The sequence below is a fragment of the Parachryseolinea silvisoli genome (genome assembly GCF_021190955.1).
GTDB lineage: Bacteria > Bacteroidota > Bacteroidia > Cytophagales > Cyclobacteriaceae > Ohtaekwangia > Ohtaekwangia silvisoli.
In genome coordinates this window covers 14,513-34,530 of the sequence record NZ_JAIOAO010000009.1, presented here as the reverse complement: position 1 = coordinate 34,530, position 20,018 = coordinate 14,513, and the positions used below count along the sequence as shown (strand labels likewise).

General features: G+C 53.0%; 20 protein-coding genes. 10 read left to right on the top strand and 10 right to left on the bottom strand.

Annotated features, from left to right (window positions below; translation table 11 throughout):
* Positions 1 to 111: 111 nt before the first annotated feature.
* Positions 112 to 1,380 carry an ABC transporter permease gene (locus tag K7P01_RS30935; RefSeq protein ID WP_267298475.1) on the bottom strand — a complete coding sequence of 423 codons (1,269 nt, stop codon included), beginning with the start codon at positions 1,378 to 1,380 and terminating at the stop codon, positions 112 to 114.
* A 200-nt stretch (positions 1,381 to 1,580) separates the two neighbouring features.
* Between K7P01_RS30935 and queA the strand changes: the two genes are divergently transcribed.
* Positions 1,581 to 2,627, top strand: coding sequence for a tRNA preQ1(34) S-adenosylmethionine ribosyltransferase-isomerase QueA (queA, locus tag K7P01_RS30930; RefSeq protein ID WP_267298474.1), 1,047 nt, complete (start codon positions 1,581 to 1,583; stop codon positions 2,625 to 2,627).
* A gap of 73 nt (positions 2,628 to 2,700) precedes the next feature.
* Here the strand turns inward: queA and K7P01_RS30925 are convergent, their stop codons facing one another.
* Positions 2,701 to 3,225, bottom strand: a complete 525-nt coding sequence (locus K7P01_RS30925; RefSeq protein ID WP_267298473.1) for a 5' nucleotidase, NT5C type — start codon at positions 3,223 to 3,225, stop codon at positions 2,701 to 2,703.
* An 83-nt stretch (positions 3,226 to 3,308) separates the two neighbouring features.
* Between K7P01_RS30925 and K7P01_RS30920 the strand changes: the two genes are divergently transcribed.
* Complete coding sequence (locus tag K7P01_RS30920; protein ID WP_267298472.1) at positions 3,309 to 3,989, top strand: 2-C-methyl-D-erythritol 4-phosphate cytidylyltransferase; 681 nt, start codon at positions 3,309 to 3,311, stop codon at positions 3,987 to 3,989.
* Positions 3,990 to 4,055: 66 nt separating this feature from the next.
* On the opposite strand, the gene K7P01_RS30915 is transcribed toward K7P01_RS30920, so the two are convergent.
* Positions 4,056 to 4,736, bottom strand: coding sequence for an OmpA family protein (locus tag K7P01_RS30915; protein ID WP_267298471.1), 681 nt, complete (start codon positions 4,734 to 4,736; stop codon positions 4,056 to 4,058).
* Between the two features lie 184 nt (positions 4,737 to 4,920).
* Complete coding sequence (locus tag K7P01_RS30910; protein WP_039751840.1) at positions 4,921 to 5,142, bottom strand: DUF2795 domain-containing protein; 222 nt, start codon at positions 5,140 to 5,142, stop codon at positions 4,921 to 4,923.
* A 301-nt stretch (positions 5,143 to 5,443) separates the two neighbouring features.
* Between K7P01_RS30910 and ettA the strand changes: the two genes are divergently transcribed.
* The 4 genes from ettA (at position 5,444) to K7P01_RS32025 (ending at position 9,763) form a co-directional block, all read left to right on the top strand.
* Positions 5,444 to 7,126 carry an energy-dependent translational throttle protein EttA gene (ettA, locus tag K7P01_RS30905; RefSeq protein WP_267298470.1) on the top strand — a complete coding sequence of 561 codons (1,683 nt, stop codon included), beginning with the start codon at positions 5,444 to 5,446 and terminating at the stop codon, positions 7,124 to 7,126.
* An 81-nt stretch (positions 7,127 to 7,207) separates the two neighbouring features.
* On the top strand, positions 7,208 to 7,576 hold the full coding sequence (locus tag K7P01_RS30900) for a DMT family protein (protein ID WP_267298469.1): 369 nt from the start codon (positions 7,208 to 7,210) through the stop codon (positions 7,574 to 7,576).
* Positions 7,577 to 7,586: 10 nt separating this feature from the next.
* Positions 7,587 to 8,399, top strand: coding sequence for an SDR family oxidoreductase (locus tag K7P01_RS30895; RefSeq protein ID WP_267298468.1), 813 nt, complete (start codon positions 7,587 to 7,589; stop codon positions 8,397 to 8,399).
* A 2-nt stretch (positions 8,400 to 8,401) separates the two neighbouring features.
* Entirely contained in the window at positions 8,402 to 9,763 is a 1,362-nt protein-coding gene (locus K7P01_RS32025) for a glycosyltransferase (RefSeq protein WP_317987641.1), read from the top strand.
* A gap of 14 nt (positions 9,764 to 9,777) precedes the next feature.
* On the opposite strand, the gene paaN is transcribed toward K7P01_RS32025, so the two are convergent.
* The 5 genes from paaN to K7P01_RS30865 form a co-directional block, all read right to left on the bottom strand.
* Positions 9,778 to 11,445, bottom strand: a complete 1,668-nt coding sequence (gene paaN, locus K7P01_RS30885) for a phenylacetic acid degradation protein PaaN (RefSeq protein ID WP_267298467.1) — start codon at positions 11,443 to 11,445, stop codon at positions 9,778 to 9,780.
* 104 nt (positions 11,446 to 11,549) lie between these two features.
* A complete protein-coding gene (locus K7P01_RS30880; protein WP_267298466.1) occupies positions 11,550 to 12,269 on the bottom strand; it encodes a DUF4197 domain-containing protein in 720 nt (239 codons plus the stop codon).
* Between the two features lie 126 nt (positions 12,270 to 12,395).
* Positions 12,396 to 13,697, bottom strand: coding sequence for a hypothetical protein (locus K7P01_RS30875; protein ID WP_267298465.1), 1,302 nt, complete (start codon positions 13,695 to 13,697; stop codon positions 12,396 to 12,398).
* Positions 13,681 to 14,235 (bottom strand): RNA polymerase sigma factor, encoded by a 555-nt coding sequence (locus K7P01_RS30870; RefSeq protein WP_267298464.1) that lies wholly within the window; start codon positions 14,233 to 14,235, stop codon positions 13,681 to 13,683. Before K7P01_RS30870 ends, K7P01_RS30875 begins: the two co-directional genes overlap by 17 nt.
* Positions 14,236 to 14,289: 54 nt before the next feature.
* Positions 14,290 to 15,303, bottom strand: coding sequence for a hypothetical protein (locus K7P01_RS30865; protein ID WP_267298463.1), 1,014 nt, complete (start codon positions 15,301 to 15,303; stop codon positions 14,290 to 14,292).
* Between the two features lie 82 nt (positions 15,304 to 15,385).
* On the opposite strand from K7P01_RS30865, the gene K7P01_RS30860 reads away from it, so the two are divergent.
* Positions 15,386 to 16,633 (top strand): competence/damage-inducible protein A, encoded by a 1,248-nt coding sequence (locus K7P01_RS30860; protein ID WP_267298462.1) that lies wholly within the window; start codon positions 15,386 to 15,388, stop codon positions 16,631 to 16,633.
* 17 nt (positions 16,634 to 16,650) lie between these two features.
* Here K7P01_RS30860 and K7P01_RS30855 read toward each other — a convergent pair whose 3' ends face one another.
* Positions 16,651 to 17,376: a DUF2927 domain-containing protein gene (locus K7P01_RS30855; RefSeq protein WP_267298461.1), complete on the bottom strand. Its 726-nt coding sequence runs from the start codon at positions 17,374 to 17,376 to the stop codon at positions 16,651 to 16,653.
* Positions 17,377 to 17,557: 181 nt separating this feature from the next.
* On the opposite strand from K7P01_RS30855, the gene K7P01_RS30850 reads away from it, so the two are divergent.
* From K7P01_RS30850 to K7P01_RS30840, 3 genes are all read left to right on the top strand, one after another.
* Positions 17,558 to 18,871: a dihydrolipoamide acetyltransferase family protein gene (locus K7P01_RS30850; RefSeq protein ID WP_267298460.1), complete on the top strand. Its 1,314-nt coding sequence runs from the start codon at positions 17,558 to 17,560 to the stop codon at positions 18,869 to 18,871.
* A gap of 64 nt (positions 18,872 to 18,935) precedes the next feature.
* Positions 18,936 to 19,559, top strand: coding sequence for a ParA family protein (locus K7P01_RS30845; protein ID WP_267298459.1), 624 nt, complete (start codon positions 18,936 to 18,938; stop codon positions 19,557 to 19,559).
* Entirely contained in the window at positions 19,556 to 19,978 is a 423-nt protein-coding gene (locus tag K7P01_RS30840) for a hypothetical protein (RefSeq protein ID WP_267298458.1), read from the top strand. The genes K7P01_RS30845 and K7P01_RS30840 overlap by 4 nt, the downstream gene beginning before the upstream one ends.
* Positions 19,979 to 20,018 lie beyond the last annotated feature (40 nt).

The window sequence follows — 20,018 nt, the reverse complement described above, 5'->3', positions numbered from 1 at the left end:
CACCAAGCGCTGGCGTGGGTGCATCACTTGTGCCAGTATGGCGGCAGTCTCCCGACTGCCTACGCTAAAATAAAAATGACTTGAGCCTACCCCAGTGGTGGCAACGACGACCTACGCCGCTCGAATAGCCACTACAGGATCCAACCTCGCCGCCATAGCCGCCGGCACAATCCCCGATACCAACCCAATCACCGTCGACACGACCAATCCCAACACCGTATTCTCCACCGACAACACTACCTGCAGACTTCCCATCGGAATGAGCGTGATCAAAAATACCAGGAACAACCCCATCATACCCCCAATCAAGCTCAGAAAGACCGCCTCGAATAGAAACTGGAAAAGAATAAAGTAATTCTTCGCGCCGAGCGACTTCTGCAATCCAATAATCGGCGTACGTTCTTTCACCGACACAAACATGATGTTGGCAATACCAAAACCTCCTACCAGCATAGAGAAGCCACCGATCATCCAACCGGCAAAGCCTACAACGTCAAAGAGGCTACCGATAATATTTGCCAGGGCCTCCGGCCGGTTAATCGCAAAGTCGTCTTTCTCTACCGGTCGCAACCCGCGCCGTACGCGCATGACGCCGCGTACCTCGTTCTCCAACTCCACCAATCCAAAGTCAGAATCGTAGCCACGCAGGCCAATGCCCGATTCAAGCTCATTCCAACGGCCCGTGCCGGTCTGGTAAAACTTGCGGAAAGCATTATACGGAATGATGTTGACGTAGTCATTGCTCGGCGTACCGAGGAAGCTTTGCCCCTCTTTCTTCACCACGCCAATGACCACAAACTTCCGGTTCCGTACCTTTACGATTTCGCCGGTAGGGTCCTCCTGGAAGGGGAACAACACGCGGGCCACTTCGTTGCCAATGATCACCACGTTGCGGCCTGCATTCAGCTCGTCGACCGTGAAGTAGCGGCCTTTATCAATATTTACATTAAAGATATTGTCGTACCCTTCGCTGGCGCCGACCAACCGCACCTCGCCGATGCTGTTGCTTTTGTGTTTGACGGTCATGCTGCCGTGCTCGGCAAAAATGGCCAGGCTACTGGCATGTTTCAGGTTTTCCTGCAAGAACTTAAACTCGTTGGTAGAGGGTGTGGGCCGGCGGAGGAAATCCCACCAGCGGTACTCTTCGCCTTCATTTTCGGGCAGCCACGGCCATTTGTCCAGGTAAATCACGTTACTACCCACAAATTTGAAGCTGTCTTTAATGTTATTCTCCAGGGAATCGACCAACGTCAACACCGCGATAATGGCAAAGATGCCCACCGTTACCCCCAGCAGGGACAGGACGGTACGCAGGATATTGGAGCGCAATGCCTTCCAGGCAAACCTGAAACTTTCGAAAATCTGGCCTAAAGTCTTCATTTTAAACTACTAACGTAACGCTTTTGGAATGGTTTGTCGGCCGGCATGGTGCCGGAATTACGCTCTATAGACCAAAAAAACGCATTTTTGTTACAGTACTGAAAAAAACAGGTCGTTTTGTCGCAAAAGCCAATTGTTACCTTATTTTTGCAACCTCTTAAAAATTTACCCTTTATTGGGCGTCTTTTGCTTATACGAATATGAAGTTATCGGAATTTAAGTTCGAACTCCCCAACAACCTTATAGCCCTAGACCCAGCCGAAAACCGTGACGAGTCCCGGTTAATGGTCGTGCATAAAGACTCTGGCAAGATCGAACACAAGGTATTCAAGGACGTTGTTGAATATTTTGGCGATGGCGACGTAATGGTTGGCAATGATACCATGGTGTTCCCGGCACGTCTGTACGGTCGCAAAGAAAAGACCGGTGCCAAGATCGAAGTGTTCCTGCTCCGCGAGCTGAACGCTGACATGCACCTGTGGGACGTACTGGTAGATCCTGCCCGCAAAATCCGCGTTGGCAACAAGCTCTACTTTGGTAACGGCGACCTGGTAGCCGAAGTTATTGACAACACCACTTCCCGTGGACGTACCATCCGCTTCCTGTTTGACGGCGACTCGGCTGCCTTCGACAAAGTAGTAGAGACCCTGGGCGAGACCCCACTGCCAAAGTATATCAAAAGAAAGATCAAGCCCGAAGATAAAGAGCGCTTCCAGACCATCTTTGCGAAAAACAAAGGTGCTGTCTCCGCCCCTACCGCCGGCATGCACTTTACACGTCAGCTGCTGAAGCGTCTGCAACTGAAAGGCGTGGACATGGCCTATATCACACTACACATCGGCCTCGGCACCTTCCGCCCGGTGGACGTAGAAGATCTGACCAAACACAAGATGGACTCTGAAAACTTTATCGTCAGCCAGGAAGCCGTCGATATCGTAAACAAAGCCCTCGACAATAAAAACAGGGTGTGCGCCATCGGCACCACCACCATGCGTGCGCTGGAGTCGGCTGTATCGGCCACGAACCGCCTAAAGGCCCGCGAAGGCTGGACGGACAAGTTCATCTTCCCGCCGTACGACTTTAAGATCTGCAACGCCATGATCACCAACTTCCACATGCCGGAATCTACCCTTCTGATGATGGCTTCTGCGTTTGGTGGCTATGACGTGATCACGGAAGCCTACAAAGTGGCCAGAAAAGAGAAGTATAAATTCCTGACATACGGTGACGCCATGCTGATCATCTAAGCAGCGTCTTCTAAAGAATATACAAGCGGTCCCGACAATGTCGGGACCGTTTTTGTTTTATATCACGGTATGACTACAACAACAACGCGGCTACTTCGCGCCAGTTGTTGACACGCGGCGACCATGCCTCGTGGACGTTGTGCGGCGATGTGAACAAAATGCCCTGCCCTTCAAAGCCCTTGAAGTTGCGTATGTGGTCGTCAATGAGGTAATCCGCGTTGATGACGCTTTTGCTGCCGCAAAACACGATGTTGTTCCACGGTATAAAAGGGAAGTGCTCGTTCATCCATTCGAGCTTGTGTACAAGCGATGTCTTAAATTCCATCGCGGCGCTGGCAATGAAGATCTCGTATTTCTTCGATAGCGCGTGGATCACCTCCTGGCTATCGGGCATCACCGGCAGATCTTTAAAGAACCCGTCGGTATGCGCATACTTCATGACGTGTGTGCGCTGATCGGCCGGCACGACATCGCGCAAATACTTTCCGCGGCAGAGGTCCGGGTCAAGCCTGCAATTAAAATCCCGCTCATACCACTCAAAAAAACGGTGATACGCGTCGGCGATCACCTCATCCATGTCAATGGCTATTCGTTGCATTACTGATCGATATACTACTGTGCCCCTAAAGCTATTCAAATAAATGACGTCCATCAATGCCTTCTTTTATGCACATTTGCACCATGTCTGTTCAACCTGAATATGCGCTGATCGTAGCCGGTGGCAAAGGCACCCGCATGAAGGCCAGCCTGCCCAAACAGTTTCTGGAAATCAAAGGACGCCCGGTATTGATGCATACCATCGACGCGTTTTACCGCTACTCCGAGACGATGCAGGTGATCCTGGTCTTACCCGAAGAAGACCGGCCAACGTGGGAGGCACTGTGCCAACAGCATGCCTTCACCCGCCCGTTGCAGATCGTAGCGGGAGGTGCTTCGCGGTTTCAGTCGGTACAGAACGGCCTGCGCCACATTCAGGGCGCCGGTCTGGTGGCGATACACGACGGCGTGCGCCCCTTGATCAGTGAAGACATTATTGCGGCGTCTTTCCGGTTAGCGGCAGTACATGGTAGCGCGGTGGCCGCGGTACGCTTGAAAGATTCTATTCGGGTAACAGATCAGCACCATACGCGTGCAGTGGATCGCGCGCTTTACCGGCTGATCCAAACGCCGCAGACGTTTCGGATAGACCTTATTCAACAGGCCTATGCGTTGCCGGAAGATGCCACGCTGACGGACGATGCCAGTGTTGCCGAGCGGGCGGGACATACCATTTCGCTTTTTGAAGGGAGCTATGATAACCTGAAGATCACCACGCCAGAGGACTTGATTGTTGCCGAAGCTCTCTTGAATGCACGACAATAAAAGAGGCAGGATACAGATCCCGCCTCTTTTATATTTCAAGTGCGTCGCTCCCGCACGCACACTGATTTATCCAATCTCACCCTTCTCGGCTTTCTTCTTCAGCTTGTCATTCGCAAAGATTGCTACCTCCACACGACGGTTCTGCTGACGGCCGTATTCGGTGCCGTTGTCCCCAACCGGCTGATCAGGACCATAGCCCACATTCGTAATGCGTACACCGGTCACACCTTGTGTCTTCAGATAGTTCGATACCGATGCTGCACGCTTCTCAGAAAGTGTTTGGTTATAGTCGCGCTTGCCGGTGGAGTCGGTATGGCCTTCGACGAGGATGTTCGTGTCGGAGTACTTGTTCAGCACTTTTCCCAAATCCTGCAAGTTTGTTTTAGACGAAGCTGTCAGTTCGGAAGAGTTGACGGCAAACTGAATGCCCTGGTGGAAGGTGATCTTGATCCCCTCGCCTACACGCTCCACCGTGGCACCTTCCAGGTCTTTCTGCAGCTCAGCTGCCTGGCGGTCCATGTAGCGGCCAATGAAGTAACCGGCGGTACCCCCGACCGCTGCGCCGAGAATGGCGCCTGCCGCGGTATTACCGGCAATTTTCCCGATCACAGCACCGGCGGCTGCGCCGCCCGCCGTGCCGATGATGGCGCCCTTCGTGGCTTTGTTTGTGTTCTGGCAAGAGGCCAGCAGGATGCAAACGGTGAGCAGAAAAGTAATGATGCTTCTGCCTTGGAAAAAATGTACCATAGATATACTCGTAAATAGTTTAGATGGCTTTAATCGTGGAAGACACACGTTAGTAAACACAGTCGTCCTGATAATGCGGCCGGGTAACGATATAATCCGATGAATGGATTAACGCAAACAGAAAAAGGCTACCCAAGGGGCAGCCTCTTTTTGGTTACAGAAAATACCCGGCGAGCGGGGTCTGCTAATATTCGTCTTCGTTAAAAAAGAAATCTTCCTTCGTAGGATAGTCGGGCCATATCTCTTCGATGCTCTCATACGGCTGTCCGTCGTCTTCGAGTTCCTGGAGATTTTCTACTACCTCCAGTGGCGCACCGGAACGGATGGAGTAGTCGATGAGCTCATCTTTTGTCGCCGGCCAGGGCGCATCTTCCAGGTAAGAGGCAAGTTCCAGAGTCCAGTACATATGCTTAAATCCTCCTTTTAATTTTTCGCAAAAATAAAATTAATTACTAAAGAGTCAACAGTGATCGCAGATCTATCGCTTTTTGACTTCATAGGTGGTATACCGCCAGGGTAACCCCTTGATAGCCAAGGAACGTTAATTCCCTGAAAGATTCAAAGAACGGCAGAAAATCTGGGCACTGTAAAGTAAAAAAACCATATTTGCGGCCAATACAACGCAGTTAGGTCGATACCCCCTGCCCGGGTCCTTCCCGGCAACAGGTTACTACTTGAACTACGCAACTCCACAATTTATTTTAATCATGGCTGACGAAAAGATTATTTTCTCGATGGCTGGCGTAAATAAGATTTATCCGCCCAGCAAACAAGTCCTGAAAAACATTTATCTATCCTTTTTTTATGGCGCCAAAATCGGCGTACTGGGTTTGAACGGCTCTGGAAAATCTTCGCTCCTGCGCATCATCGCCGGAATCGACAAAGAGTTTCAGGGAGAAGTGGTATCCGACCTTAGCTTCAGCGTTGGCATGCTGGAGCAGGATCCGCAGCTCGACAAAACCAAGACCGTAAAAGAGATCGTCGAAGAAGGCGCAAAAGAGGTGGTCGCGTTGCTGAAGGAGTTTGAGGCCATCAACGAAAAATTCGGCGACCCCGCCGTGATGGAAAATCCAGATGCCATGGACAAGCTCATCACCAAACAGGGTGAGATCCAGGAGAAACTGGACGCCGCCAACGCCTGGGAGCTTGACAACAAGCTGGAGCGCGCCATGGACGCCCTGCGCTGCCCGCCCGGCGACGCGAACGTGGAACACCTGTCGGGTGGTGAAAAACGGCGGGTAGCCCTCTGCCGCCTGCTGCTGCAAGAGCCCGATGTACTGCTGCTGGACGAACCCACCAACCACCTTGACGCCGAGTCGGTATACTGGCTCGAACAACACTTGAAACAATACAAGGGTACGGTCATCGCCGTGACCCACGATCGTTACTTCCTCGATAACGTGGCCGGCTGGATCCTGGAACTGGATCGCGGCGAAGGCATTCCCTGGAAAGGCAACTACTCGTCGTGGCTGGAACAGAAGCAGAAGCGCCTGGTACAAGAAGAGAAGAGCGAGTCCAAACGCCAGAAGGCCCTGGAGCGCGAGCTCGAGTGGGTACGCATGAACCCCAAAGGACGCCAGGCCAAAGGCAAAGCCCGTCTGAGCGCCTACGAAAAACTGCTGACCCAGGAGACCAAAGAGCGCGAAGAAAAACTGGAGCTTTTCATTCCCCCGGGACCCCGCCTGGGCAATAAGGTGATTGAAGCCAACGGCGTGGCCAAAGGCTACGGTGACAAGCTGCTCTACGAGAATCTGACCTTCTCCCTGCCGCCCGCCGGCATCGTGGGGATCATCGGTCCCAACGGTGCAGGTAAAACCACGCTCTTCAAAATGATCATCGGCAAAGAGCAGCCCGACGCGGGCAGCTTCACCGTGGGCGAAACGGTAAAGATCGCCTACGTAGACCAGGAGCACGACGACCTTAAACCTGAAGACACCGTATGGCAAGCCATCACCGGCGGCAACGAGCTGATCGAGTTGGGGGGTAAGACCCAAAACTCGCGCGCGTATGTTGGCAAGTTCAACTTCAACGGTACGGACCAGCAGAAGAAAATTAAAGAGCTTTCCGGTGGTATGCGTAACCGCGTCCACCTGGCCATTGCCCTGCGACAGGGTGGCAACTTGCTGCTCCTCGATGAGCCAACCAACGATTTGGATGTAAACACCCTGCGGGCACTTGAAGAAGCCCTGGATAGCTTTGCCGGCTGTGCCGTAATCATCTCTCACGACCGCTGGTTCCTGGATCGCGTTTGTACGCACATCCTGGCCTTTGAAGGCGACTCGCAAGTGGTGTGGTTTGAAGGTGGCTTTAGCGAATACGAAGAAAACAAACGCAAACGCCTCGGTGACGAACAACCGCACCGCATCAAGTATAAAAAACTGGTGAAATAATATCCTGTTAAAAAAAGGCCGCCGACATGCGGCTTTTTTTATACTACCGCACGTACCTTAGTTTTCAAATTATAGCCACGTATGAGGGTATTATACACCATCCTGCTGCTGACACTTTCCAACGCCTTCATGACCTTTGCCTGGTATGGGCACCTCAAGTTCAAGGAGATGAAATGGAGCCAGAATCTACCCCTGGTCACGATCATCCTGATCAGTTGGGGCATTGCCCTGTTTGAATACCTGCTGCAAGTGCCGGCGAACCGGCTGGGCTTTAAAGAGTATGGCGGACCTTTTTCGCTAATAGAGCTGAAGGTGATCCAGGAAGTAATCACGCTGACCGTGTTTATGCTCTTCTCCCTGGTCTTTTTCAAAAACGAGACCTTTCGCGTAAACCACCTCATCGGCTTTGTATTCCTGATCCTGGCCGTGTATTTTGTGTTCAAGAAATAACCTTATATAGATGAGCCGTTACCTGCATAGCAAAGTCGTTTGGATCACCGGAGCCTCCTCCGGCATCGGCGAGGCTCTTGTTTACGCGCTCGCTGCAAAGGGTGCGCGCCTCATTCTCTCTGCCCGGCGAAAAGAAGAGCTTGAACGTGTAAAGGGTAACTGCCCACCGGCCGCTCAGGCACAGGTACACATCCTGCCGCTGGACCTGACCAAGCCCGAAACACTGCGGCTTTCGACTGACGCTGCGATACAAATCTTTGGTCATGTCGACATCCTCATCAACAATGGCGGCATCAGCCAGCGGGGGCTTGCAAAAGAAACCACACTGGATGTAGACCGGCGGCTGATGGAAGTAAACTACTTCGGTGCTTTGGCGATTACCAAAAATATCCTGCCTCATTTCCTGAAGCGGGGCACTGGCCATTTTGTAACAGTATCCAGCGTGGTCGGCACGTTCGGTACCCCCTACCGCTCGGGCTATGCGGCCTCTAAGCATGCGCTGCACGGCTTCTTTGACTCCCTGCGTGCCGAGCTGTGGAAAGATACACGCGACAAAATCACCGTCACGATGATTTGCCCCGGTTTCATCCATACTCCTATTACGCTGTCCGCCGTTACGGGTGATGGGAGCCCGCTGGGGAAACAAGACGATGCTACGTATCGTGGCAAACCACCGGAGTGGTGCGCCCAACGTATTGTGCGGGCTATCGAAAAGAAAAAAAACGAAGTCTATATTGGAGGCAAAGAAACCCTGGGTGTTCCATTCAAGCGGTGGTTCCCAAACTGGTTTGCCCGCTACATTCGCACGGCTAGCGTACGTTAACAATGTCCAGGCCGCGCATTGTGTTTTTATGCTATCATGGTAAGGGCCACCTGAACCCATGCTTTCCATTAGCGGAAATACTCGCGGTCGACTACGACGTTGTGTTCGCCGGCGTAGCATTCTTCGAATCATACGTCAGGACTTCGGGCTTTTCATACTACCCTTTACAAACCGTTCCCTTCGGCCTCGGCCTCGAGGCGTGGGTCAATACCGTACAACAGCGCACACCACACTACCTCCACACGCTACATGACCGGTGGAACGACCGGTTGTATACGGAACGCGCCCGCGAGCTCACAGCACTGCTGGATAACCTGCAACCAACGTTGATACTAGTGGACGACCGGCAGTCCAGCGACTTCCTGGTGTTATACCCGCACCTGCAAGAACGGAACATTAAATTCGGCATCGTGCATGCCATGCCCCCGGCGGCATTGATACCCGGTGTGCCACCCATCAACACCACGGCTTTCCCAGGCGACTCGGCGGGTATACGCCGCGCCCATATAAAGGTAAAGCTCCAACGCCTGAAACGCCTCTGGAAGCAAAAGCTGCTATACCTGGGCATGGATGACAGCAGCATCTTGCGCCGTCGCATACGCCGCAACAACATTCCCCGGCATTTCTTCTCCGGCAGGACAATCTACTATGGCCTCGCCTTGCAGAACATACACGAATTGATTCTTCTGCCGGAAGAGCTCAACTTCCCTGGTATACCGACTTCGCCCATGCGGCATTACGTCGGCGCCCTACACCGCGCCGCCATGGCACCGGCGGAAGCCAGTGAGCGATACATACAGGTTCGCAAGCACCTGCAACAAGAGATTGCCGCTGGAAAGGTCTGTATCTATTGTTCAATCGGCACCGTGCAACCCGAACATGCCGGCCATACCGAGGAATTTATCAAACGTCTGATCGCTTCTATACACGACAAGCCTGTCGTGCTGCTGCTGTCACTTGCTTCATTGGCAACAAATTTTGCTACGGACTATGCGGCAAACGAACAGGTTTATATTTTCGACACCGTCCCCCAACTGGATGTGCTTTCCTACGCTGGCCTGTTTATTACCCACGGTGGCATTAATTCGATCAAAGAGTCGATCGATGCGGGAGTACCGATGCTGGTATATCCGGTCGATTCAATTCTTGACCCACCGGGCAATGCAGTGCGGGTAGCGTACCACGGGCTGGGCCTGCGCGGCAACATGGTTGACGACACGGCAGCCGACATTGCGCACAATATACAGCGCGTGTTGACCGATGCGCAATACCGGCGGAAGATCCAAGCTCTGCAAGACGCATGCCGGGCGTATACACCTGAACGATTTCTTCAGGCGATACGCCAGTGCACGGTTCCTGTTTAAAAAATATTCTATCCTTATTTGCTGACCGGTTCGCGGTGCCCCACCCAGGTGAAGCGACGCGTCACATATTCGGGATTGGTAAAGGATGCGTTGCCGGCCGGGTTTCCCCCCGTCACATGAAAGTCGGAGAAGGCTGCATTCTGATTCATATAAATGCCACCCGTCAGGTTAAACGACACCGGTGTAGCCGCCAGCGACATGGCATCGGCAATCTTTTCTTTCACAGCAGGATCTGTGGTATACGCGCCGCACGAGATAGCGCCGTGGTGCTGGGCCATTTCCTGCGCCAGTGCAATGCTGGCATCGGTGTCTTTGGTTTTGATCAACAATGCAATCGGCCCGAAGAGCTCTTTGCCGAAGACATCTTTCTGTGCAGCATCGACGGCAATCAATACCGGCGTAGCCACACGCGCTTGTTTAAATTGCGGGTTCTCAAACACACGCGACGCGAGTAACACCTGTCCTGGTATTTTCGCCGCATCAGCCACGCGCTCACAGGTCTTCTTATTCTGAATGGCACCTAATACAAACGGGCCGGCCTTGGGATTATCCACCAGGCCGTTGATCTGTTCGGCCAGTTTCTTACCAAAGTCTTCAACAGAGAGTGTGCCGGCAGGCGTTTTGATACCCCCCGCCGGTATATAAAAGTTTTGAGGCGCGGTACACATTTGTCCGCTATAGAGGCATAATGAGAAAGCCAGGTTGGCCGCGACTTTGTCGGCATCTTCTACCGAGTCGAGTATCACCGAGTTGACACCCGTCTTTTCAGTAAACACAGTCTTGCCAGGCAACGACTCCAGGTAGCTGCCAAAAATACCGTTGCCGGTAAAGTCGATCAGTTTTACCGCAGGGTGTTCGGCAAGCTCTTTGGTGATCGTAGCCTCCACGGTATCAACCGCCAGCTGGCACGTGGCCGGAGCATAGCCCTGCTCTTGCAGCACGCGCTGAATCTCGGCTACGATGATAGCGATAGGCAGAATCGCGCCGGGGTGCGGCTTCACAATGACGGCATTGCCTGTGACCAGACTACCATATATACCCGTAACAGAGTTCCAGGTCGGGAACGTCGAGCAACCGATCACCACGGAGATACCCTTCGGCACGGCACGCCACTCTTTATTGAGCTGCACATTAAACTTGCCCATCGGCTTATCCCACAAAACGCTGGCGGGAAAACGGTCCAGCTCTTCATATCCTGCCGCGATCGCTTCCAACGCACGATCAGCAGCGTGCGGCCCCGATGCCTGGAAGGCCATCATATACCCCTGCCCCGTGGTGTGCATGGTGGCGTAGGCTATCTCAAAGAAACGGGCTTTAACGCGTTCGAGTGATTCTAACAATATCCCGGTGCGTGTTTCGATCGAAGCTTTGCGCCAGGTGTGAAAAGCTTTTTGTGCCTCGTCTATCAGGGCGGATACCGTAAAGGTAGGGTACGAAATACCCAACGGTTGTTGCAGGTAGGGCGACTCTTCCTGGCCTGACCAGCCAGCGGGATTCGGTTGTTGCAACGATTCGAACTTCTTCCCCAGCATGTCCTTGAACTTTTGCTGGCCGTCGGCATCTGCGGTCTCGCCATAGACAGCGGGGGCAGGATGCTCGGGAAAGTTAGCGAAGAATACACGACTGTGAAGGGCCGTCACCGCACGGTCGAGTGTGGCCTTATGTTTTTCAAAAAAGTCCATACAGTTAACAAAGGGGTTTGGTTATTCTAGCACGACTAAGTTAACGATTGTTTGGAATATCCAACGCGGTTTCCAGGCCCCTCCCCCGGCTGTATGGCCGATGATTATTTCTGGGCGCCGAAGACTTTTTTCAACAGCTCCGTCGTGCGCGCCACAGGATCCAGACGGATCTTTTTTTCCTCCTCCGCAATTAACAAAAATAAACCGTCCATGGCTTTGTTGGTGGCATAGTCGGTCAGGTCGGGATTGACCTTTTCCACCAGCGGAATCTTGTTATAGCGGGTAACAATGTCGCCGTAATATTTGGTGGCGTTTACTTTATTCAGTGAGTTTTGGATGACGGGCTTAAACTTGTCGTAGAGCAGCGACGATGTCGTGCGCTTCAGGTATTCCGTTGCGGCGTTGTCCGATCCGCGCAGGATAGCCCAGGCATCCTGGATGGTCATTTGTTTGATGGCGGCTATGAAAATAGGCTTGGCTTCCTTCGCGGCATCCTCCGCCCCACGGTTGAGGGTCATGACAAATTTATCTACCTCGCCGCCCAATCCGATCTGGCGAAGTTTGTCTTCTACCTTCTTTACCTCGGGTGGAAAGGGAATCTTGATCTTGGGATTCTTAAAATACCCATCCAATTGCGACGCCATGTCCGAACCATTGGAAATCCCTTTGACCAATGCTTCTTTCAAACCATTGGCGACCTCTGTTGTCGTCAGCGGTGCGTCTTTGCCGATCGCTTTGTTGACCTCCCCCATAGTTTGGTTGAGCTGTGCCGACGTACAAGCGGTTAATACAAGCGTGATTAGTAATACCGGGAGAAATTTCATAAGGATGTGTTTCGCCGGAAAGGTATAAAAACAGCGTGAGAGTGAGTGTGAGCGCGAAGAAAAAAATGCGCATCTGCCGAAAATCTGAAGATTTCCGCCAGATGCGCATTTCGTGACAACAGTTCTTTATTTCTTGAACAGATACACGATGCCCACACTTATTCCCGCACGATACGGTTTGATGGTAAAAGGCGCGTTCAGTTTTTCGTCAACATGGAACGCGTGCGTATAGCCCGGCTGGAAGTACAGCCGCATATGGTCGTTTAATCCTGCCTCCATGCGGTACAGCAATTGGTACTGTAGATACTTCGAGCCTTTGTTGGTATAGGCGCTGCCCTCACCCGCCGCGCTTTGGAAGCCTTGCTGGTATAACAACCCGACTCCCAGCTTATGCTCCAGCAAATGCGTTTTCACGCGATAGAACATACCAGCCGATACACCGGCATTGCGCATGGTATACTTCACTTCATGCTGACTGGTTGCTGGTGTGAACACATACCCGTCGTCAGGGTTTCCGACCACGCCTCCTGACGCTCCATGGGCCATCGTGTACCGTATATGTTGCTGCTGCTGGTAGTATGACAACCCGCCATATACTTCCAGCAGAGGTGCAACACGGTATTGAAAGCCTGCCTCCAGCGAGAAGCCCACACGGTCAGATGCAAAAATACCAGACTCTTTCAGCTCGGTGATCGTGACATCGTCGTTTGTAGACGGCGTTATCTTGTGATACGCCAGGGAAGGTCCAGCCTGGAAATAAACCATCGGGATGTGAAGTTGCGCCATCTTCTTCTCCGCCTCTTTTTTCGTACTGGCGTTAACAACAACCTTCTTTTCTTTCTTATCCTTGTCGATATCTTCTTGCGCAACGGTATCGACCGCAGATACTCCTACCAGTGATACCACTTGATTCTTTGCAAGGATTTCATTGCCGAAGTCCGTTGTATCATGCGCTATCGCCTGTACGGCGGCAGGTGCTTTCACAGAAGCAGTCTCATCGAAGCGGGTATACGCCCCTGCCTTCTGCGGCACTGTCCGTTCACGAGCGCTCTTCACCTGACGGGATGTGTTATGCTCTTGTTGTGAAACCGCTGCTTCCTTCGGCACTGTCAATGCTATTGTCTTGTCGGAAGAAGTTGCATCCTCTCTCGCACTATATACTTCCTCATGCTCAGCATTCGCCACGAAGCCACTCCATAGGGGGGCCGGTTGATCACCGGCGACCAGGGCGACCAGCACGACAAACCCCGGGAGGCCAACCTGTGTGGATGACGCACGCCGCTCTAACCACGCGAGAATACGCGGCCGCGGTGCGCTGTTAAGCCCCCCTGCGATCTTGTCCCACGAGTCATCGTCCGGCTCTTCGGCATAGTGGTCGAGCCGGTCTTTGATCTCGTTCCAAAAATTATTTTCAGGCAAGTTTTTCATAACGTTTTACTCCTAGCGTTGTAAGTCGTTGTTTCAAAAGAAATTTTGCGTGATGCAGTTGCGAGCGTGAGGTTCCTTCGGTAACACCGAGCAACCCCGCGATCTCCGTGTGACTGTATCCCTCCACTACAAACAAGTTAAACACCAGCCGGCACCCTTCCGGCAGTCCATTGATAACCGAGACGAGGTATTCGTCGGTAAGATTATCCAACATCGTTTCATAATCGGCGTTGGCAACCTCCGGGGTATTCCCGGTTTCAGGGAAGATGACTGAGCGTTTGCGTTTATGGTAGTGGTCGATGGCCGTTCGTACGGCCACAGACTTCATCCATCCTTCTAACTTCCCGGCGGCCGAGACCTGGTGTATGTTCGTGAAGATCTTGATGAACGCTTCTTGTAAGATGTCCTGTGCCTCCTCGCGATCCGCAGCGTAACGCCGGCACAGCCCCATGAGCCTTGCCTTATAAAGCATGTACAGGGACTGCTGCGCCCTGCCATCCTTTCGCTTACACTGTTCAAATAGTTCCGATCCGATCATAGTAAAACGAGGAAAAGCCTCCTGGTCAGCAGGAGGCTCTCTCGTGGAGGTTCGTTAATTAAAGTATATTCTTATTTTGGCAGTTCGACAGGTATCTCCGTGACACCCCTGGTACATCAGGCTATCGCGCATGCCGCTGTACGGTTGATCCGTCGGCTTATATACGATCCCGGAAATGTACGTCGCTGCCCAGCCGTGGGCCGGCTGCTGCGCGATATACAGCGTGTACTTCGAGGAGGCGCCGCACAGGGTGTCATTTTCGAAGGGTTTGAAGACGACGGAGTCGCCCTTCAGCGAATCCACTAATAGCGTATAGGCATCGTCTATCAACTCGAACTGGCATGGCTGTTCCGGTACCGGGCCCGGCGTTGCGTTGATGAATATGACACCGTAGCCCATCCGCGTTGTATCGGTGACGTCGTACACCTTGTAGATGATCATATCATCCTTGGGCGGGTTGCTGGTGGGCGCGTAAGAGATAGAATTATAGGGAGTGTTTAGCATGGCGGTACCGTAGCGCGGCGGCAGGGTGCCGTTGGGCTGATAGATCTCGATGCGGTAACGCGCCGTGTCGCCACACAATACATCATTATCCAGGGGATAGATGTATACTGTAGTATCGCCCCATACCTGTGCCGAGTCGCTGCGCGTATAAACGCCGCAAGGCAGGTTGGTGGTGTCGTCTTCAATCACGATCCCCACAGTGTCTTCCAACAACAGGGTGTTGTCTTCGGCATATACCGAAACCCGGAAGAAGTCGCGACCTTGAGTAAAATCGACATTGGCCTGGTATTGCAGGAGGCCGGTGCGCAGCTCGCGCAGGGTACCACGTGCCGGGTCGGCGGTAATGTCGAGGCGGATGGGGCGTTCTGTTTTTACGCGAGCGTAAAGGTCGATGAAGGCAGTGCCCTGGGACAGCATCTTAACATCGGAATCGTCGATGACAACGCCCTTGCCACCACCGATCGGGTCGTCATCTTCCAGCACGTCGCAGGCACTGAACGATGCCGCGAGCAAAAGCGTTAGTGAAAGTGGCCACAGGCGTTTCACGTTGAAGGGGTTATTCATAAGCAGCAGTTTGTTTTATGGGTAAGACTGGCTTCCTTTGTGGAACGTTGGACCGTGGTTAAAAATATTTTAGATTCTTTATATGAAAACTGTTTTAGCGGAATTATTAACGATCGGTGACGAAATCTTGTATGGCCAGATCGTTGATACCAACGCCCAGTGGATGGCAACCGCGCTATCGCAAGCCGGCATCAAAGTAATCCGCAAGACTACGGTAGGGGACCAGGAAGACGAAATCCTGACGGCATTTGCAGAAGCCGAAAGACGGGCCGACATCGTATTGATCACCGGCGGCTTAGGTCCCACAAGCGATGACATGACCAAGCCCTGCCTGGCAAAATATTTCGGGTGCGAGCTCGCGATCCACCCCGAGGCACTGGCTGAAGTAACGGAATTCTTTAAAAGCCGCGGCCGCGAGCTGACCGAAGTCAACCGCCAACAGGCTTCTCTACCGGTGTGCTGCGAAAAGATCACCAACGCCGTGGGTACCGCACCCGGCATGTGGTTTTCCCGGCAGGGCAAAGTATTTGTCTCCATGCCGGGTGTGCCCCACGAAATGAAACGCATGATGACCGACCTGGTCGTCCCCAAATTAAAAGCCACCTTCCCTACTCCGACCATTCACCACCATGTGATCCGCACAGTAGGCATTGGCGAGTCGTTTCTGGCGGAAAAGATTGCCGACTGGGAGCGCTCCCTGCCACCACATATCAAACTGGCCTACCTGCCCAGCCTGGGCGAGGTGAAGCTGCGGCTCACGGGCATCGGCAGCTCGCGGGAGTCGCTCCAGGCCGAAACAGATCAATTAGTAGAAGTCTTAAAAACACGCGTCGGCCAGTTTATTTATGGCTATGGCGAATCGCCCTTGGAAGTGGTACTGGGCCGGACATTACAAGCCAGTAACCTTACCCTGGCCGTAGCCGAAAGCTGCACGGGCGGCTACCTGTCGCACCTCATCACGAGCGTGGCCGGCAGCTCTGCCTATTTCCTGGGCAGCATCATACCTTACGCCTACGATATCAAAATGCGGCAGCTGGGCGTGCGCCCCGAAACATTGGAACGCTATGGCGCCGTAAGCGAAGAAACGATACGCGAGATGGCCAACCTCGTGCGGGCAAAATTTAATACAGACATCGGTGTGGCTACCAGTGGCATTGCGGGTCCTGGTGGGGCTACGCCCGAGAAGCCGGTCGGCACGGTGTGGATCGCCTATTCCGACAAATACCAGACTGTAACGCGTAAGCTACAGCTCTCAACAGAACGCGACCTGAACATCCGCCTGGCGTCGATCGCATCATTGAACCTGATTCGTCAGAGCTTGCCGAAGTAACGGCAACACTACCAGTATTACACTTTTTCTTTGAGCAGTTGCTGCAGCAACGGAGTGACCGTAGCCGAGTCGAGACCCGGTGCGATGGCGGGATCGTATAACAACCAGATCAGCTCGCGGTCAATGGGGGCATATTCCGTAACGGTCGTCCACGCCTGTTGAAAGATACTATCGTCGTATCGGTCAGCGTCGCGCGCCAACCCCAGTGATTGCGTCAGCTCTTCGCGCAGTATATGGCGCTGTGCTTTCTTATCAGCGTTGCGCACCATGTCTACAAACATCACGGCACGGTATAGCTCGTTTGTGCTGTTGTCGGGAAAACTAAAGAACAATCCCCAGTTGTCATCGATATACTGTGCCGCGGGCGGATACCAGGCCTCGAAGACATCGGGCGCGCCAAAGAATATATAGGCATTGGAGCTTGCGGAGTCGGTCGTGGTGGTAATCTGAAAGCCATCGTGCACCAGGTCGTTGATCTCGCTAATCACATCGTCGAGCTCGCTTCGCAACACCAGATCCGGTGTACCGCCGACGTAGACCTTCATTTCCCGCAACCACTTGCGTGTTACAGGAGGCTCATTATCAAACTCACCGCCGAGGGCCACCTCGGTAAAATAGCGGACAACCTCTTGTTCGTGTGGTGTGAGTGCATCGGGGTCATTGGGCTCTTCATCATCGGACGAGCAGGCGAACAAACATGCGGCTGCATACGCCCAGACTAAAAAGACAAGACCTCTTTTCATACTTCAATGTTACTAATTTCCATGGGGCGACTGGTCTACAGGTACATTTTTTTTATTTGGGCGGGAGCCACAAGGTATTATTCGTCAAAAAGATACCGTCGCCAAAGAAACGTTTGAAATATAAAAACAGGTTTATCCAGACGAAAAAATAGTAACTTGCCCTTCCAAAATCGATTGAAACATGGCGCAGGTTCAACTTATCATGCCCAAGATGGGTGAAAGTATATTCGAGGCGACGATCCTGAACTGGATCAAGAAGCCAGGCGACAAGATCGAGCAAGACGAAGCGGTGCTCGAAGTTGCGACCGACAAGGTCGACACCGAAGTACCTTCTACCCACGCCGGTATATTAACGGAAATTCTGGCGAAGGAAGGCGAGATCGTAAAGGTCGGCGTTCCCATTGCTATCATAACCACCGACGTAGCGGCGGGTGCTGCTGCACCGCAACCGGCCACCAGCGCACCGGCTAAATCGAACGGTGCAACCGAGCATTCCCTGCAGGAAGCCGCTGTGGCACATAGCAACGGGGCACCGCAAGCGTTGAGCTTTAAAGACAGCACACGCTTCTACTCACCGCTGGTGAAAAACATCGCCCGCGAAGAGAACATCACCGTGGCCGAGCTCGAAACAATCTCCGGCAGCGGCAACGAAGGACGCGTGACCAAAAAAGATGTGCTGGAATATGTACAAACCCGCAAAGTAGGTGGTACTGCAGTACAGCCAGTAAAACATGCCGTGCCGACCAGCAGCACACCCACCCCGAAAGTACAGGCCTCTATCAGCGCCGGCGACGAGATCATCGAGATGGACCGCATGCGCAAGATGATTGCCGAGCGTATGGTGGACTCCAAACGCATTGCGCCGCACGTAACCTCCTTCGTCGAAGCCGACGTAACCAACGTGGTACAATGGCGCGGCAAAGTGAAGAGCGATTTCCAGAAGCGCGAAGGCGACGTATTGACATTCACGCCGATCTTTATTGAAGCGGTAGTGCTGGCAATCAAAGACTACCCCATGATCAACATACAGGTAGACGGCGACCGCATCATCAAGAAGAAAGATATCAACATCGGAATGGCCGTGGCCCTGCCCAGCGGCAACCTGATCGTACCCGTTATCAAAAACGCTGACCAGTTCAGCCTGGGTGGCCTGACCAAGATCGTAAACGACCTGGCACGCCGCGCACGCGACGGTAAACTCAAACCCGATGAACTGTCGGGTGGTACCTTTACTATCTCCAACGTTGGCTCCTTTGGAAATGTCATGGGCACACCCATCCTCGTGCAACCGCAGGTCGGTATCATTGCCCTGGGCGCAATCGTAAAGAAACCTGCCGTGCTGGAGCTGCCATCAGGTGACGTGATTGCGATTCGTCACAAGATGTTCCTCTCCCACTCATACGACCACCGTGTAGTCGATGGCGCCCTCGGTGGTATGATGGTACGCCGGGTAGCCGACTACCTCGAGAAATTTGACATAAACCGCAGTATTTAATACACGGATAGCTTAATTAGACCCGGGAGGTTTTTGAAATCACCCGGGTTTCTTACTTTTAGGCATGTCCAAAATTATCTCATTCATCAGCCGGAAGGGCGGTACGGGCAAGACTACCAATGCCATTCACCTGGCCACCACCCTTCACCAACTTGGCAAAAAGGTGCTGCTGGTGGAAACCGATACCAACTATACCCTGAACACCCTGCGCAAAATGGAAATGTTCCGGGCCAAGGAAGGTAAAACAATGTTCGAGATCCTGGGGTCGGAAGATCACCAGGTGGCCGAAGAGCTGGAAAAGCTGAAAGACAGCAAGAAGTTCGACTATATCATTGTAGACAGCGCCGGTAAAACCACCGATGAAGGTATCAAGAAACTTTGTCTTGTCAGCAACGCCGTGGTCGTGCCCACCAGCCTGACGCAAAACGACCTGCTGGTAACGTATCAAACCGTCACCGACCTGGCCCCCGCCCGCGAGTTGAACAGCGGGCTGAAGATCATTATCCTGCCCAACCGTATTCACAGCTCGACCAATATTTTTACCGTACGGGATAACCTCAAAAAACTGGATGCCATCATCCTGCCCGTGGTCGTACCGCAGAAAAATCTTTTCGTAAATTTCAGTACGGTCGACGCGGAGAAAGAGTATCAGCCTGTGGCGCAAGCCATTCTTAATTATCTCGCATGAGCAAGAAGAAGAATACACTCAAAGATCTTGACGAATTCCTGAAGCAACAAGCCGCCACTCTGGTGACTCCGAGCCCCCTGAGTGGTCAGCTCCCCGCCGAGGCGCCGGCGCCCGTGCCCCCCGCACCGGTTGTTGCCGAAGCTCCCATTGCTCCACCAGTCCCCGTAGCCGCCGCCCCCCAGGCCCAGTCTGTGGTTCAGGAGGTCACAACGGACGGTATTGACCAGGCGTTGCAAACACTTTACCGTCGGGAAGGCGGCCCGGCCTTCCGCCGGAAGCTCTACGACATCATTCTGCGCGCGGCAGAAACCGCCGGCGAGACACTGCCCGAAGACAAGATGCTCATCAACACCGTGCTCTACCTCAAGGGCGGTGACCAGTGGAAGGAAACGATCCGCACCTACTGGCGCAATAAATAATCCTACCGCATCAGCATACCCCGCCTGCACAGGATGTGGG

Coding starts and splice junctions, on each gene's coding strand:
- K7P01_RS30935 (WP_267298475.1), bottom strand. CDS start 1,380: ATGAAGACTTTAGGCCAGATTTTCGAAAGTTTCAGGTTTGCCTGGAAG.
- queA (WP_267298474.1), top strand. CDS start 1,581: ATGAAGTTATCGGAATTTAAGTTCGAACTCCCCAACAACCTTATAGCC.
- K7P01_RS30925 (WP_267298473.1), bottom strand. CDS start 3,225: ATGCAACGAATAGCCATTGACATGGATGAGGTGATCGCCGACGCGTAT.
- K7P01_RS30920 (WP_267298472.1), top strand. CDS start 3,309: ATGTCTGTTCAACCTGAATATGCGCTGATCGTAGCCGGTGGCAAAGGC.
- K7P01_RS30915 (WP_267298471.1), bottom strand. CDS start 4,736: ATGGTACATTTTTTCCAAGGCAGAAGCATCATTACTTTTCTGCTCACC.
- K7P01_RS30910 (WP_039751840.1), bottom strand. CDS start 5,142: ATGTACTGGACTCTGGAACTTGCCTCTTACCTGGAAGATGCGCCCTGG.
- ettA (WP_267298470.1), top strand. CDS start 5,444: ATGGCTGACGAAAAGATTATTTTCTCGATGGCTGGCGTAAATAAGATT.
- K7P01_RS30900 (WP_267298469.1), top strand. CDS start 7,208: ATGAGGGTATTATACACCATCCTGCTGCTGACACTTTCCAACGCCTTC.
- K7P01_RS30895 (WP_267298468.1), top strand. CDS start 7,587: ATGAGCCGTTACCTGCATAGCAAAGTCGTTTGGATCACCGGAGCCTCC.
- K7P01_RS32025 (WP_317987641.1), top strand. CDS start 8,402: ATGTCCAGGCCGCGCATTGTGTTTTTATGCTATCATGGTAAGGGCCAC.
- paaN (WP_267298467.1), bottom strand. CDS start 11,445: ATGGACTTTTTTGAAAAACATAAGGCCACACTCGACCGTGCGGTGACG.
- K7P01_RS30880 (WP_267298466.1), bottom strand. CDS start 12,269: ATGAAATTTCTCCCGGTATTACTAATCACGCTTGTATTAACCGCTTGT.
- K7P01_RS30875 (WP_267298465.1), bottom strand. CDS start 13,697: ATGAAAAACTTGCCTGAAAATAATTTTTGGAACGAGATCAAAGACCGG.
- K7P01_RS30870 (WP_267298464.1), bottom strand. CDS start 14,235: ATGATCGGATCGGAACTATTTGAACAGTGTAAGCGAAAGGATGGCAGG.
- K7P01_RS30865 (WP_267298463.1), bottom strand. CDS start 15,303: ATGAATAACCCCTTCAACGTGAAACGCCTGTGGCCACTTTCACTAACG.
- K7P01_RS30860 (WP_267298462.1), top strand. CDS start 15,386: ATGAAAACTGTTTTAGCGGAATTATTAACGATCGGTGACGAAATCTTG.
- K7P01_RS30855 (WP_267298461.1), bottom strand. CDS start 17,376: ATGAAAAGAGGTCTTGTCTTTTTAGTCTGGGCGTATGCAGCCGCATGT.
- K7P01_RS30850 (WP_267298460.1), top strand. CDS start 17,558: ATGGCGCAGGTTCAACTTATCATGCCCAAGATGGGTGAAAGTATATTC.
- K7P01_RS30845 (WP_267298459.1), top strand. CDS start 18,936: ATGTCCAAAATTATCTCATTCATCAGCCGGAAGGGCGGTACGGGCAAG.
- K7P01_RS30840 (WP_267298458.1), top strand. CDS start 19,556: ATGAGCAAGAAGAAGAATACACTCAAAGATCTTGACGAATTCCTGAAG.